The sequence below is a fragment of the Microbacterium sp. genome, from assembly GCF_036823965.1.
Taxonomy (GTDB): domain Bacteria; phylum Actinomycetota; class Actinomycetes; order Actinomycetales; family Microbacteriaceae; genus Microbacterium.
Genome location: NZ_DAITBE010000004.1, coordinates 287,473 through 301,114 on the forward strand (window position 1 = coordinate 287,473; position 13,642 = coordinate 301,114).

Consider the following 13,642-nt stretch of genomic DNA (forward strand, 5'->3'; position numbering starts at 1 on the left):
CCGGAGGGTGACCGGCATCGGTCAGCTCGACAACACCCGTTCGATCAGCTCCCGCACCGCACCGTCGCCACCCGCTCGCGCCAGGACGACGCGGGCCTGCTCCAGCACCTGCGGATGCGCGTTCGCCACCGCGATCGGCCACCCGACGATGCGCATCGCAGGCAGGTCGTTGATGTCATTCCCGAGATACGCGATGTCATCGAGCGCCACGCCGGTCTTCTCGGCCCAATCGCGCAGCGCAGACGCCTTGTCGGCGATGCCGTGCAGCACCGGCACCCGCAGCTTCTCGGCCCTCGCCCGTACCACCGGGTTCACCTCGGTCGAGAGGATGAGCATCGGTACGCCGGCGCTGCGCAGCATCGCGACGCCCATGCCGTCCTCCCGGCTGACCCGCACGTGCTCGCGCCCGTCTGCATCGATGATCGCGGTGTCATCCGTGTGCACGCCGTCGAAGTCGGTCACGACCGCTTTCGCGGGGATCGGGTGCGGCAGCTCCTGCCGTGCGGCGAGCGCCCTGGCGATGCCGAGCTGCTGGTCGTCGTCGATCTCGATCGCGGTCCACTCCGGCACCGCTGCGATGCGGATGCGGCCGAAGAACCGATGGCGGCTCTCCCGGAAGCCGTCGGCGCGGAACACATAGAAGGCCCCTGACTCGAGGTGGTGCGGCTCGCGGTCCTGGCGACGCGGGCGGTGCGAGGCGTCATGGTTGATCGCGATCGCCTCGCCGTCGTCGCCGCGACGCCACAGGAAGCCGTAGGTCTCGAACGCCGAGAACACGCTGTCCGCGCGGTCTGCGCGGATGTCGCGCACGGCGGTCGCGAGCGCCTCGCTCGGGATGAACGGCGAGGTCGCCTGCAGGAACGCGACGATCTCGGGCGTCACACCGTCGTGCTCGAGCTCGTCGAGTGCGTGCAGGATCGCGCTCTCCGAGGAGGCGGTGTCGCCGGAGAGCTCGGCGGGGCGGTGCACGACCCTGGCTCCGGCCGCCTCGCTCGCGGCGGCGATCTCGACGTCGTCGGTGGAGACCACGACCAGGTCGATGCCCTCAGCGGCCTGCGCGGCATGGATCGCCCGCTGCACGAGCGGCACGCCGCCGACCGGCTGCAGGTTCTTCCGAGGCACGCCCTTCGACCCGCCCCGCGCAGGGATGATCGCCACGGCAGTCGCCGTCGTCGTGTTCGTCATGTCCGTCATCATCGTCCTCGAATCGCTCGCCATGCGCGCCCGGCGCGACGCCGGGCGCCCAGCGCCGTCAGTCGCAGCTCCTCGACGCGTCCGGTTCCGCCGGCGAGTCGGAGCGCATGCCGCAGTCGACCGTCCGCCGGTGCGCCGGGCAGCCGCAACGCCGCGAGTCGCGCCGGCGCGAAGTACCGGTCCCGCTCATCGGCATCCGATTCCCGGAGCCACTGCTCCGCCCGCTCGCGCAGGTGCCCGGCGATCTCCGGCTGCATCGCGTAGCCGACGGCGTCGATCAGCAGCTGCAGCCGATCCGGGTCGGCGTCCGGTGACTCGGATCGGGTGAGCGCGTCGACGATCGTCATCGGCACGCGATTGCTGTTCTCGAACGGGGTCAGGCGTGCGAGCATCGCCGCGGTGCCGCTCGACCCGATCGGCGTGCCGAACAGCGCGTGCACGGTCGGCAGCGCGGTCGAGAATCCGGCCACCACGGCCACCGCATCGAGCCGCAGCGCCACGAGCTCGGCGGCGAGCGGGCCCCGGTACTCGACGAACTCGCACCCCCGAGACAGCGCCCGTTCGCGCACCGCATGGGTGAGCAGCGGCGGCGCCGCAGTATGCGGCTTGAACACGATCCGCTCCGGCGACCACTCGGCAGCACGGTCGATCAGGTCGCGCTGCAGCGCGATCTCCTCGCGCGGCGTCATCAGCCCCAGCGCCGAGAGGTACTGACCGAGCACGAGCACGGTCGACGCGCCGTCGTCGAGCGGTGCACCGGCGGCATCCGTCACCGCTTCGACGTGGTCGGTCTCGAGGAGCACGCGACGGAAGGCCTCCGGCGGCACCGGGACGGATGCTGCGGCGGTCCCGCCGACGAGCGGACGCACTCCCTGCACCACGTCTGCGTGCACCACGCGATGGATGCGCGCCGAGACGGTGTGCCCGAGGGCCACGCGCATCGGCGAGTAGGTCATCAGTCCGTCGCCGACGATCGTGATGCGTGCACGCGGGAAGATCGACAGCAGCGTGCGGGCCGGCGCCACCTGTGGGCTCTGCACCAGCAGCTCCAGGTCGTCGGGGTCGAGACCCCAGGCGCGCGTGAGCAGCCGCGCGAGCAGGGGAAGATCGGCTGGCTCCGGATCCCAGGAGCTCGGATGCAGCGGTCCGAGCAGTGCGTCGAGGTCTTCGATGCGGTCGAATCGCTCCCGGAGCGTGCGCAGCGCGGGGTCGGCGGCGATCCCGACGACGGTCTCCGGCACCGGGGAGGAGACGAACGGCACGAGGACGCGGTCGGTGGATGCCCCGAGGAGTCCCTCGTCGATCGCGGCAGCCGCGGTGACGAGTCCGTAGGCGCTGTGCAGCGCGAAGAGCTGGGTCATCCGTCATACCCTGCTCGGCGAAGGGACCGCGCGAGCACGCGTCGGCGCGGCCCGTCCAGCCGACGCACCGCGTCGGCGACCTCGGCAGCGGGGAGCCGTCGGAGCAGGTCGCGGATCGCGGTGCGCATCTCGACCCGCAGCCCCGGCTGCATCCGCCGGGAACGGACGAAGTGATGCGAGCTGAGCGCGAGCGCCGTCCACACCGCCTTGGGTAGGAAGCGGTCGGCCTCGGCATCCTGCTCCACGATCTCGACCACCTCCGTCATCGCCCGGGCGAAGTCGAGCTGACGGCGATCGCGCACCTGCGTGAGCGAGGTCGTCACGCCCCGTCGGTACAGCAGCGCCGGCGCATCGACCACGGCGAAGGATGCCGCCTGCAGGTGCAGCCGCCAGATCCACGGCCGGTCTTCGGCGGTGAAGAATCCGGGCGTGAACTTGGCGAGCCCGCGGTCGAGCATCCGCCGGTGCAGGATTCCCGCCCACGCGAAGGGGTAGTCGACCATGGTCGTCTCGGTCTCGGGCAGGATCGCGTCACGGGGACTGCCCACCTGCTCGCGCCACGGATGCGGGGCGCGCACCAGTGTCCGCATGCCGCCGCGTACCGTCACGTGGTCCGTGCGGAGGAAGTCGGCATCCAGCTCGCGGAGTCGCGTGGCCAGCACCTGCAGCCGCTGCGGCTGCATCCAGTCATCACCGTCGAGGAAGCAGAACGACTCTCCCTCCACATGCGCGAGCCCCTGGTTGCGGGCCGTCGCGAGTCCCTGCGGCCGGGCGTTCACGAGGACTTCGGCGTGCGGGAACCGGTCGGCGTAGCGACGCATCAGCGCACCGGTGTCATCGCGCGATCCGTCGTCGATCGCGACGAGCTTGAGCGCGGCCGGATCGTCGAACTGGCGGGTCAGCGTCTCGAGCGCGGTCGCGAGGTAGGGACCCGCGTCCTTCGCGGGAAGGATGACGGTGACGAGGGGACTGCGCACGGATCTCCCGGGGGTGGACGACGTCATGCATGGTCGCAGGCGATCGTTGCGCGTCGGCGACCCGGAGGTGAACGCGGGGTGTCTTCGCACACGAGCACGCCGGGATCGGCGACGATGGTCAGATGCTCTGGTTCGGTGGATCGCACTGGCGACCGATGCGACGGCGGATGCGCGATACCGCCGACCTCCGGTGGCTCACCGCGCGCGCCTGGACCACGAAGTGGTACCCCCAGGGCATCGACGTCGGATCCTGGCGCGGGGGCCGCACGCTCGCGGTCAGCTGGTTCCGACAGGACAAGACCGGCACGCATCTCGCGTCCCGCGTGGTGCTGATCGACCCGGAGCGATCACGGCACATCGACGTCGCGCTCGCGTTCACTGGCGAGGACGGCGAGCTGCAGCCCGCGCAGATCCACACCGGCGGGCTTGCCTGGTTCGAGGACCGACTGTTCGTCGCGGCGACGGGGCAGGGCATCTGGGAGTTCGACCTCGGCCAGACGCGCCAGGTGCGCGGAGCGGTCGCCCGGCGGCTCCGCGGCGTCTCGGGTCGCTGGCGACCGGCGACCGCGCTCGTCGCGGTGCGCTCGAAGGTGCATCCGATCGCGCTGCGCTGCTCGTTCCTCGGCCGGGCGTTCGATGACGACGGCACCCCGCTGCGGCGCGTACTGATCGGCGAATACCGGCGAGACGACCAGGGACGCATCGCGGAGTTCTCGATCCCCGAAGGGCCGGAGGACTCGTTCCAGGAGCACGCGAGGTTCACGCCCGGCATCGCGCGGATGCAGGGCGTCGTGCGCTGGGGCGGGCTGCACTTCGTGTCGCAGTCGAACCTGATGAAACCCGGTCGGCTGTGGACCGGCACCCGCGACGACCTCACGACGCACTCGTATCCGCTGCCGGTCGGATGCGAGGACCTCGCGCTCGATCCCGAAGCCGAGATGCTGTGGTCGCTGGGCGAGCATCCGCGACGGCGGGTGGTGCGCGGAATCCCCTTCGCCCTGATCGGACTCGGACGTGGCCGACAGGAGGCGCGTTTAGACTGAGGGGGTGAAGCCTGCACCCCTCCTCGTCTACACCGTGCTGCGGCTGCTGGCGTTCCTCGTCCCCCTCGCGATCCTCTGGTTCTTCTTCCCGATCTTCCGGGAGTTCTGGTGGCTCGCCGCGATCTTCGCCGCGCTGATCGGCACCAGCATCTCGATGCTCTTCCTGCGGCGTCCGCTGTCAGAGGCGTCGACCGTGATCCACGAACGCCGCCAGGGCCGGGGCGATTCCGCGCGTCAGGCGGATGCCGATGCCGAGGACTCCGTGCTCGACGGCGCCGAGGGCGCTGACGCTCGCGAGTCAGCTGCTTCGACGGACACTGCTGCACCCGCAGAGCCCGAGACCAAGGCCTGAGTCAAGGCCTGAGTCAGGTCGCCCGTCCCCGCAGGGGTCGCATCTGGACGCATCCCGCGCCCTGAAGCGACCACATGCGCCCCCTCCCCTCGGGCAGGTGGCGCATGTGGACGCATCCCGCGCCTTGAGGCGGCCATTCGTGCCACCTCGGATCGGGTCAGCGCTCGCGTCGGAACACGTCGAGGGCGTTCACGCGCATTGATTCAGCCAGAAGCGCCCCAGATCGGCCCCTCGGGCCCCACGATTCAGCCGACGAAGGCCCAGAACAGCGCGCCCGCGTACAGCAGCGCGGTGAGGGAGGTCAGCGCGAGCGCGATCACGAGTTCGCGGGGTTGACGGTACGTCCACACGATCGCCACCGCGGGCAGGCCGGCCAGGAGCGCGAGCAGCGCGATCCACGCGATCGGGAACAGCAGGGCGAGCACCACCGCGATCCCGAACGGTGCGAGCAGGAACAGCGTGAACAGCACCTGCGTCGCACGGCGTCCGATCAGCACGGTCAGCGTGCGCTTGCCGACGGCGCGGTCCTGGTCGATGTCGCGGAGGTTGTTCGCGAGCAGCACTGCGCAGGCGAACAGTCCGGCGGCGATCGCGCCGAGCCAGGCCTGCTGCGGCAGCTCGAAGATCTGCACCCAGGTCGTGCCGAGGGTCGCGACGAGACCGAAGAAGATGAAGACGAAGACCTCGCCGAGGCCCGCGTAGCCGTAGGGGCGCTTGCCGCCGGTGTAGAACCACGCGGCGACGATGCAGGCGGCGCCGACCGCCAGCATCCACCACTGCTCCGTGCGGATCACGATCGCGAGGCCCACTGCCGCGGCGAGCGCGAAGAAGACGAGCGCGATGATCAGGACCGTGCGGGCCTGCACCCGACCGGATGCCGTGAGGCGAGCAGGACCGACGCGCACGGCATCGGTGCCGCGGATGCCGTCGCTGTAGTCGTTCGCGAAGTTCACGCCGATCTGCAGCAGCACCGCGACTGCGAGGCACGCGAGCGCGATGACCCAGTGGAACTCCGGCTGCGTACTGCGCGCGGCACCGGTGCCGATCAGGACCGGGGCGACCGCGAGGGGCAGCGTGCGCAGGCGAGCGGCACCGATCCAGTCGCCGGCCGTCACCGGACCGGCCTCGATCACCGGCCGCTTGGCGGGGTTGCCGCTCGAACGGCTCGGGGTGCGCTGGGTGCTCTTGGTGCGCGCTGTGCTCTTGCGCTTCGACGATGCTGCCACGCTGGGAATCCTACTGGGCGCGCCGATGAGGGCCCTTCGACAAGCTCAGGGACCCAGCGGCGGAGCACAGCGATGAGGGCCCTTCGACACGCTCAGGGACCCAGCAGTGGGGCGCAGTGATTCAGGGCCCCTCGACAAGCTCACGGACCCAGCGGCGGAGCACAGTGATGAGGACAAGCTCAGCGACCAGAGTCAGACCGCCGGGCCGATGCGGCCGTTGCTCGCATCGCGGATGGCGGTGAGCAGGCTCCGCAGCACGTCCTCACTCCGGGGGGCGAGACCCGATGAGACGAAGTCACGGCTCAGCGCGTCGCTCTGCGCACGGATCGCCCCGGAGACGGATGCCGCGACCTGGCGCACCTCGTCGGACTCCGCCGGAAGCCCGAGCCGCGGGGCGAACACGACCGTCGACTCGCGTTCCGCCGCGTCGCACACCATGAGCCAGGCGCTGCGGAGCGCCGGGTCGTCGAACCCGAGCACGACGATCCGCATCGCGGCGACATCGTCGTCGGAGTAGGTGACCGGGCCGTCGACCATCCCCGGACGCAGGTAGTCGTCGAGCGAGAGCTCGAGCGGCCAGGCCTGGAGGAGCACGGAGAACCGCCGTCCGAGTTGCGCCAGGATCGGTTCGACGCACGACTCCTTCGACCGGAAGTAACGCCAGAGCGTCCTGGTCGCGATCCCTGCCTCGGCCGCGATGTCCTCGCCTCGCGTCGCGGCCACCCCGTCGCGCCAGAACAGGTCGGCGGCGATCCGCGAGACCTGCACCCTCGCGTCCGCATTGCGGCGGAGGTCGATCGGCATCCGCTTCTCAATCACAGGGGCGACGCTATCAGCGCGCATGGCTCAGGCGATCAGGTGGATGACGGTGAACGCCTCGTACACCGCGCCGATCACGAGCAGGACGATCACGACGAGGTACAGCTTCAGCGTCGCGACCAGCCCGCCGACGTACCCGGCCCGACGCGTCTCGAACCCGTGACGCTGCGGCTGCAGGAACATCCGTCCGTGCACCCACGCGGCGAAGCCGACGAAGACGTACGCCGCGCCCTCGATCACGAGCGTGACCCAGTGGATCAGGAACGTCGCATCCTCTGCGCCGACCGGCGTGAAGAGGACACCCCATGAGAGACCTCGAGCCACCGTGATCACCACACCGAGGAACGGGATCACCAGCGACGGCACCGTGGTCTGGAGGAGCGACGCCGACAGCAGGTTGACGCCGAACGTGACGATGGCCGCGAGTGCGACGTTGCCGCTGCGGTACGCATCGCCGATCACGCCGCCCAGTCCGCCGGCGCCCGCGTCGTCCTGCAGCGCGCCGAGTCCACCAGGGCGCAGCTCGGGGACGAGCAGCGTCGCGAGGATCCCGACCCCGAACAGCGCGAGATAGGCGAGATGCAGCCCGATGAATGCGCGTCGATGCTCGCGGATGAGGGCGATGATGTCGCCGACCAGCCGGGACAACACGGAGGGAGATGTGGTCACAAGATGACAGTAGTCACTTTGTGACAGTCACGCAATCCCGGCTGGCAGCGCAGCCGGCACCGACCGTCAGGGGTTCGGGTTCGAGTCCTTGCCGTCGAGCCACAGCGTGTCGGATGCATCGCCGTGCGCACCGCCCGCGCCGACATGCTTGTCGCTGATCTTCGGTCCCTTGAGGATCACGTGCACCATGGCCTGCGCGTGACCGTGGCCCAGGCTGTACTCATCCTTGAGCCAGTTCAGGACGACCGTGGACTTCGTCGTCTCGTCGAAGCCCCGCTCCTTCGCGAGCGCGATGAACTGGCGCGGGGTGAGCCCGGTCTGGGTCTCGACCTTGTCGAGGTACGCCTGGAACGACATGCTGTCTCCTGCCGAGGTGAGGTGTGCGTTTCGCTCGTGAGGCTACTCCACCGGGAGGATGGGCCGGTGCTCGTAGTACGTCTGCAGCACGACCGTCGTGCGGGTGCTGACGTTCGCCGCGGTCCGGATGTCGCGCACGAGCTCCTCGAGCGCACGGGGCGAGGCGACCCGGACGAAGAGCATGTAGCTGGCGTCGCCGGCGATCGAGTGGCAGGCCTCGATCGCGTCGAGGTGCTCCAGCAGCTCGGGAGCGTTGTCGGGCTGCGCGGGATCGAGCGGAGTGATCTCGATGAACGCCGACAGCGGCGTTCCGACGAGTTCGGGGTTGAGGATCGCGCGGTAGCCCGTGATCACACCGCGGGCCTCGAGCCGCCGCAGCCGCGACTGCACTGCCGAGACCGAGAGGCCGACGGCATCCGAGAGGTGGGAGAGCGTCGCGCGCCCGTCACGTGCGATCTCCGCGACGATCGCACGGTCGACAGAGTCATCCATGGATGTAAGATTATCGTGAGTATTCCGTTATGACCGGAAAATTTCCGGCATGCCGCGCGATCGGAGGTCCCGATGTCCATCATTTCCGCCAACAGCTCCGCTGCACAGGCCATCGTCGGCGAACCCGAGGTCGTCGAGGACGGCTCCCTGAGCCTGTCGAAGGGCGCCGAGCAGTCCGCTGCCTGGGCGCAGCTGAAGGATGCCGCGATCGCGATCCGCGAGCTGCAGGTCAAGGACGGCTCGATCCCCGGGGCCGCGACAGACCCGGCCATCCACCGGAAGGCCACCGAGCTCGTCGCCGCGATCACCGCCGGCATCCGCGCGCTCGCCCCCGCCTTCCCGCACGACGCCGAGTACCTCGCTGCATCCGTCGTCGACTTCGACCGCTGGGCGTCCGAGGACTTCGGCGTGCCGGACTTCCTCGACTCGCTCATGGCCTTCCAGCCGCAGCAGCATCGCATCGACGGCATCCGTCACCTCGTCGTGTTCCCGATGTACACGCAGAACGGTTCGAGCGACCGCCTGGTCGAGGCGCTCATCGTCGAGACGATCTGGCCGGAGTTCATCGGCGCGCTCGAGGCCGGCGACTACGGCAACACGCTGTTCGTCTCGCTGCGACTCGTCGACTTCACGCCCGGCTACGACACGAACTCGGCCGTGCTGTTCCCCGAGACGGTCGCGATGCGCGAGATCCCGAGCTTCACCTGGGGCGCGATCTTCCAGGACCGCGAAGCCGCCCGTTACCGTCGCGTCACCCGCGCAGCCGCCGAGATCACCAAGCTCGCGCTGCCGGAGCGCGCCGCGGCGATGCTCGACGACCAGGCGCTCACCGAGCGCGCGTTCGTGATGTGGGACATCATCCATGACCGCACGCACATGCGCGGCGACCTGCCGTTCGACCCGTTCATGATCAAGCAGCGGATGCCGTTCTTCCTGTACTCGCTGGAAGAGCTGCGCTGCGACCTGACCGCGTTCCGCGAGTCGGTCAAGATCCAGCGGACGCTGTCGGCACGCGCCGAGGCCGGCGATGACCTCACAGCTTCCGAGCAGGAGATGCTCGAGCACGCACCGCTCGTGCAGTACGCGGTGATCTTCGACCGGATCTTCCGCTTCGCGATCACCGGCTCCCGCGTCCGCAACTACGACGGCCTCGGCGGACAGCTGCTGTTCGCCTGGCTGCACCAGCGCGGCGTGCTGCACTGGACCGACACGGCGCTCGCCTTCGACTGGGAGGGCGTGCCGGATGCGGTCGTCGCCCTGGGCGATGCGATCGACGAGCTCTACTGGCGCTCGATCGACCGCCCGAAGACGGCGCACTGGCTCGCCGCCTACGACCTGGTCCGCAGCGTGCTGACGCCGCACCCGGCATCGAACTGGGCACGCGGCCTGTCGGACGAGATCCTCTCGGGTGCCCCGAAGGGCTACACCGACGCCGTGCTGGACGACGAGTTCCCGCTGTCGATGTTCTTCGAGGCGCTCGACAAGAAGATGAAGCCGGTCATCGAGTCGACCGTCGGCATCCGCGGCACTGACGACTGAGAGGCACTGACGACTGAGATGAGCCCGCTCCTTCGCCGAGCCACCCCCTTCGCATCGAACCACCCCCGTGTGTGCGTCACATACCGGGGCCGCTCGCACACAGAGGGGTGGCTCGGCGATGTCTGAGGCGCGGGTGATCGTGCTCGCGGGCGGCAGCGGAACAACCGGCGCCGTGCTGGCTCGCCAGCTGCTCGACGCCGGGCACACCGTCGTGGCGACCGGACGCTCTGCGGATCGCCTCGCCGAACTCGTTGCGGCGGTCCCCGCCGTGAAGACGGTCGAGAGCGACGCAACCGACCTCGCAGCGATGATCGATCTGTCGACCCGACTGCTCGCAGAATACGGACGCATCGATGCCCTCGTGCCCCTCGTGGGCGGATGGCGCGGTGGCGGCGGCCTCGCCGGACAGTCGGATGAGGACTTCGCCGCGCTGCTCCCCGCGCTCGAGGCGGTGCGTGCGACGAGCCGCGCCTTCGATGCGGCGCTGCAGGCATCGGATGCCGGACGCTTCGCGATCGTGTCGTCGACCGCGGTCGCTCGTCCGCTCGCCGGCGGAGCGAACTATGCGGCGGTGAAGGCCGCGAGCGAGGCATGGGCCCGCGCGGTGGCACAGGGCTTCGCGAAGGCCGCGCGAGAGTCGGGGGAACCGCTGCGCGCGGCATCCGTCGTCTTCCGCGCCAAAGCCCTCGACGCGCAGGCTCTGGCCGCACGCATCACCGCGCTCTGGGACACCGACGCGGCCGACCTCAACGACCAGGTCTTCGACCTCGGCTGAGCGACGCCGTCGTCCTCGGCTGAGCGGTGCCGTCGTCCTCGGCTGAGCGACGCCGCCGTCAGAGCTGAGCGACGCCGCCGTCAGAGCTGAGACGCCCCTGGAACGATCGGCGGCGCATCGGCGGTCCTGCTGCCGCGAGCGCCTGCGTCGGCGCCGTCCGCGTCCGTGCTGCCCGCGTCGCTTCCGTCCGTGTCGTGCCCGTCCGCGCTCAGCGCCTCAGCGTCCCCGGGGCCGCCGATGTGCTGCTCCGGCGCGTGCGCGTAGAGCTCGGTGAGCCGTCGGTACGACTTCGTGAAGAACGCGAGCGTGCCCACGACCACCATGATGAGCCCCGCGAACAGGCAGATCAGGGCGATGCCTCTGGCATCCCCTTCGCCGAGCAGCCAGCCCCACTGCCGCTGACCGTCGGCCGTCTTCATGTACGGGATGATCAGGAACTCGGCGATCGGCGCGATCAGGAACGCCGTGATCGGTGCGGCAGCCGCTTCCATCGCAGCGGCGACGCCGAACACACGCCCCTGCCGATCGAACGGCACCACCTTCTGGATCACGGTCTGCTCCGCTGCCTCGACCGGAGGCACCAGCGCCATGTACACCCACATGCCGAGCACGTACAGCGGCCACCACTCGCGCAGCATGAAGACCGAGCCGAGCAGACCCATCGCGATCACGACGAGCAGCATGGTGCGCATCGGCTTCCTGCCGAGCCCGAACTTCGCGACGAGACCGCCGCCGATCAGGAAACCGGTCGACGCGAACGCCAACGCGAAGCCCCACATCTGGGCGTCGAAGAGCGTCAGGCCGTACGGGTCCATCAGCGCCATGTAGACGCCGCCGATCAGATTGTTGAACGTCGAGAAGATGATCAGCGCGAACAGTCCGGGCGCGAGCCGGATCGCGCGAACACTCCCACGGAAGTCGAGTGCGCTCTTCGCATCGGGGTCGGCCTTCGGCGTGCCCTCCGGGATGCGGATGAACAGCAGGTGCACGAAGGTCAGCACCATCGCGACGATCGCGATCGCGAGCGTCCATCCCATCCCGAGGAACCCGATCGAGAGGCCGGAGAACACGCTCGTCACGAGGAATGCAAGGCCCTGCACGGTGCCGACGAGCCCGTTCGCGTTCGCGCGCTTCTCCTCTTCGACGAGCAGGGTGACCGTGGTCGAGAGCGCGATGTTGCGCAGCTGCTCGATCACGCCGCCGAACAGGATGACGGCCGAGAACAGCCAGAACCAGGGGCCGCCGAGGTCGAGCAGCGCGCGCTCAGGCTGCGAGACGTAGACGACGCCCGCGAGCAGGAAGGCGACCGCCGAGATCACACTGGAGAGCAGCATGACCGTGTGCTTGCGGTGCCGGTCGACGATCGTGCCGAAGAGCATCGCGAAGAACGCGACCATCAGCATGTAGGCGCCGCCGATGATCCCGGTGGCGAGCACGGACTGGGTCTCGATGTACACCCAGAACGTGAGCGCGAACCAGAGGAAGCTCGTGGTCACGTTGGCGATCAACGTGTTGACGAGCACATTCGCGAAGGCCGTCTTCGCCGCGGTGCGCTGCATGCTCCGAGGGTAGAGCGCCCCTCCGACATCCGGAAGCCCCTCCCGAGGTCCGGGGTGGAAGAATCGCGGGCCTGTGCACGATCGACGGACCACTCCCCGGAGATCCATCCGCGATACGTCCGTCCCTCCGCGATTCGTAGAGCCACCTCGGGCCTCCGCCGGCTGCCACCGCGGCAGCCACCGGGCCGTAGGCTTGGGAGGTGACCATTCAGCATGACCCCGCGATCCGGGGCTTCGCCAGTGACAACTACTCCGGCATCCACCCCGAGGTCCTCGCGGCCATCGCGACGGCGAATGACGGGCATCAGGGCGCGTATGGCAGCGACGCCTACACGGCACGCCTGCAGGAGGTCATCCGGACGCACTTCGGCGAGGGCGCGGAGGCCTTCCCGGTGTTCAACGGGACCGGAGCGAACGTCACCGGCCTGCAGTCGATGCTGCCGCGCTGGGGTGCCGTGATCGCGGCCTCCTCTGCGCACATCAACGTCGACGAGGGCGGTGCCCCCGAGAAGATCGGCGGATTCAAGCTGCTCACCGTTCCGACCGACGACGGCAAGCTCACCCCCGAGCTCATCGACCGCGAGGCCTGGGGCTGGGGTGATGAGCACCGTGCGCAGCCGCTGGTCGTGTCGATCACGCAGTCCACCGAGCTCGGCACCCTCTACACCGCCGAGGAGATCCGCACGATCGCCGATCACGCGCACGAACGCGGCATGAAGCTGCACCTCGACGGCGCGCGCCTGTCGAACGCTGCGGCCGCGCTCGACCTCCCCCTCGCGGCGTTCACGCGCGATGCCGGCGTCGACGTGCTCAGCTTCGGCGGCACGAAGAACGGTGCCATGCTCGGCGAGGCCGTCGTGGTGCTGAACCCCGCGGCATCCGATGGACTCATCTACTCCCGCAAGTTCAACATGCAGCTCTCGTCGAAGATGCGCTTCGTGTCGGCCCAGCTGATCGCGCTGCTCGACGGCGACCTGTGGCTGCGCAACGCCCGCCACGCCAACGCCATGGCCGCCCGCCTGCGCGCAGCGGTCGAGGCAGGCATCGCCGACGGCTCGATCAACGGCGTCGCCTTCACGCAGCCGACCCAGTCGAACGGCCTCTTCGCGACGCTGCCCGACGGCGTCGCCGACAGCCTGCGCGAGTCATTCCGCTTCTACGACTGGGATGCCGCGCGCAACGAGGTCCGCTGGATGTGCAGCTTCGACACGCACGAAGACGACGTCGACGCCTTCGTCACGGAGCTCTCGCGCCTCACCAGCGCCTGAGATCGAACACC

14 protein-coding genes are annotated in these 13,642 nt (G+C 69.5%); 5 read left to right on the forward strand and 9 right to left on the reverse strand.

The genetic code is table 11. The features are described from left to right. Window positions 1-21 precede the first annotated feature (21 nt). From V7Z82_RS09515 to V7Z82_RS09525, 3 genes are read right to left on the reverse strand one after another with little or no spacing between them, the layout of a single operon-like run. Window positions 22-1,185, reverse strand: a complete 1,164-nt coding sequence (locus tag V7Z82_RS09515; RefSeq protein ID WP_334150610.1) for an acylneuraminate cytidylyltransferase — start codon at window positions 1,183-1,185, stop codon at window positions 22-24. Window positions 1,186-1,193: 8 nt separating this feature from the next. After that, window positions 1,194-2,555: a polysialyltransferase family glycosyltransferase gene (locus V7Z82_RS09520; protein WP_334150613.1), complete on the reverse strand. Its 1,362-nt coding sequence runs from the start codon at window positions 2,553-2,555 to the stop codon at window positions 1,194-1,196. Beyond that, entirely contained in the window at window positions 2,552-3,532 is a 981-nt protein-coding gene (locus V7Z82_RS09525) for a glycosyltransferase family 2 protein (RefSeq protein WP_334150615.1), read from the reverse strand. The genes V7Z82_RS09520 and V7Z82_RS09525 overlap by 4 nt, the downstream gene beginning before the upstream one ends. A gap of 122 nt (window positions 3,533-3,654) precedes the next feature. Between V7Z82_RS09525 and V7Z82_RS09530 the strand changes: the two genes are divergently transcribed. Together V7Z82_RS09530 and V7Z82_RS09535 are read left to right on the forward strand one after the other, a co-directional pair. Then, window positions 3,655-4,575: a hypothetical protein gene (locus V7Z82_RS09530; protein WP_334150618.1), complete on the forward strand. Its 921-nt coding sequence runs from the start codon at window positions 3,655-3,657 to the stop codon at window positions 4,573-4,575. Window positions 4,576-4,579: 4 nt separating this feature from the next. Then, entirely contained in the window at window positions 4,580-4,927 is a 348-nt protein-coding gene (locus V7Z82_RS09535) for a DUF4229 domain-containing protein (RefSeq protein ID WP_334150620.1), read from the forward strand. Between the two features lie 245 nt (window positions 4,928-5,172). On the opposite strand, the gene V7Z82_RS09540 is transcribed toward V7Z82_RS09535, so the two are convergent. The 5 genes from V7Z82_RS09540 to V7Z82_RS09560 all read right to left on the reverse strand — a co-directional run bounded on the left by V7Z82_RS09540 (window position 5,173) and on the right by V7Z82_RS09560 (window position 8,490). Next, on the reverse strand, window positions 5,173-6,153 hold the full coding sequence (locus tag V7Z82_RS09540) for a 1,4-dihydroxy-2-naphthoate polyprenyltransferase (protein WP_334150623.1): 981 nt from the start codon (window positions 6,151-6,153) through the stop codon (window positions 5,173-5,175). Window positions 6,154-6,345: 192 nt separating this feature from the next. Beyond that, window positions 6,346-6,972, reverse strand: a complete 627-nt coding sequence (locus V7Z82_RS09545) for a TetR/AcrR family transcriptional regulator (protein ID WP_334150625.1) — start codon at window positions 6,970-6,972, stop codon at window positions 6,346-6,348. A 27-nt stretch (window positions 6,973-6,999) separates the two neighbouring features. Then, complete coding sequence (locus V7Z82_RS09550) at window positions 7,000-7,641, reverse strand: hypothetical protein (protein WP_334150628.1); 642 nt, start codon at window positions 7,639-7,641, stop codon at window positions 7,000-7,002. Window positions 7,642-7,707: 66 nt separating this feature from the next. Then, entirely contained in the window at window positions 7,708-7,998 is a 291-nt protein-coding gene (locus V7Z82_RS09555; RefSeq protein ID WP_334150631.1) for a DUF4287 domain-containing protein, read from the reverse strand. A gap of 42 nt (window positions 7,999-8,040) precedes the next feature. Then, on the reverse strand, window positions 8,041-8,490 hold the full coding sequence (locus V7Z82_RS09560) for an Lrp/AsnC family transcriptional regulator (protein ID WP_334150633.1): 450 nt from the start codon (window positions 8,488-8,490) through the stop codon (window positions 8,041-8,043). A gap of 72 nt (window positions 8,491-8,562) precedes the next feature. Here V7Z82_RS09560 and V7Z82_RS09565 point away from each other — a divergent pair, with 72 nt between their 5' ends. Then, window positions 8,563-10,029 carry a DUF6421 family protein gene (locus V7Z82_RS09565; RefSeq protein ID WP_334150636.1) on the forward strand — a complete coding sequence of 489 codons (1,467 nt, stop codon included), beginning with the start codon at window positions 8,563-8,565 and terminating at the stop codon, window positions 10,027-10,029. A gap of 118 nt (window positions 10,030-10,147) precedes the next feature. Beyond that, window positions 10,148-10,804 (forward strand): SDR family NAD(P)-dependent oxidoreductase, encoded by a 657-nt coding sequence (locus V7Z82_RS09570; RefSeq protein ID WP_334150638.1) that lies wholly within the window; start codon window positions 10,148-10,150, stop codon window positions 10,802-10,804. Window positions 10,805-10,884: 80 nt separating this feature from the next. Here the strand turns inward: V7Z82_RS09570 and V7Z82_RS09575 are convergent, their stop codons facing one another. Continuing rightward, window positions 10,885-12,363 (reverse strand): MFS transporter, encoded by a 1,479-nt coding sequence (locus V7Z82_RS09575; protein ID WP_334150640.1) that lies wholly within the window; start codon window positions 12,361-12,363, stop codon window positions 10,885-10,887. A 200-nt stretch (window positions 12,364-12,563) separates the two neighbouring features. Between V7Z82_RS09575 and V7Z82_RS09580 the strand changes: the two genes are divergently transcribed. Then, window positions 12,564-13,631 (forward strand): threonine aldolase family protein, encoded by a 1,068-nt coding sequence (locus V7Z82_RS09580; protein WP_334150643.1) that lies wholly within the window; start codon window positions 12,564-12,566, stop codon window positions 13,629-13,631. Window positions 13,632-13,642 lie beyond the last annotated feature (11 nt).

Bases quoted from the DNA above. Each gene is read 5' to 3' on its own strand.
- V7Z82_RS09515 (WP_334150610.1), bottom strand. From the start codon at position 1,185: ATGACGAACACGACGACGGCGACTGCCGTGGCGATCATCCCTGCGCGG.
- V7Z82_RS09520 (WP_334150613.1), bottom strand. From the start codon at position 2,555: ATGACCCAGCTCTTCGCGCTGCACAGCGCCTACGGACTCGTCACCGCG.
- V7Z82_RS09530 (WP_334150618.1), top strand. From the start codon at position 3,655: ATGCTCTGGTTCGGTGGATCGCACTGGCGACCGATGCGACGGCGGATG.
- V7Z82_RS09555 (WP_334150631.1), bottom strand. From the start codon at position 7,998: ATGTCGTTCCAGGCGTACCTCGACAAGGTCGAGACCCAGACCGGGCTC.
- V7Z82_RS09560 (WP_334150633.1), bottom strand. From the start codon at position 8,490: ATGGATGACTCTGTCGACCGTGCGATCGTCGCGGAGATCGCACGTGAC.
- V7Z82_RS09565 (WP_334150636.1), top strand. From the start codon at position 8,563: ATGTCCATCATTTCCGCCAACAGCTCCGCTGCACAGGCCATCGTCGGC.
- V7Z82_RS09570 (WP_334150638.1), top strand. From the start codon at position 10,148: ATGTCTGAGGCGCGGGTGATCGTGCTCGCGGGCGGCAGCGGAACAACC.
- V7Z82_RS09575 (WP_334150640.1), bottom strand. From the start codon at position 12,363: ATGCAGCGCACCGCGGCGAAGACGGCCTTCGCGAATGTGCTCGTCAAC.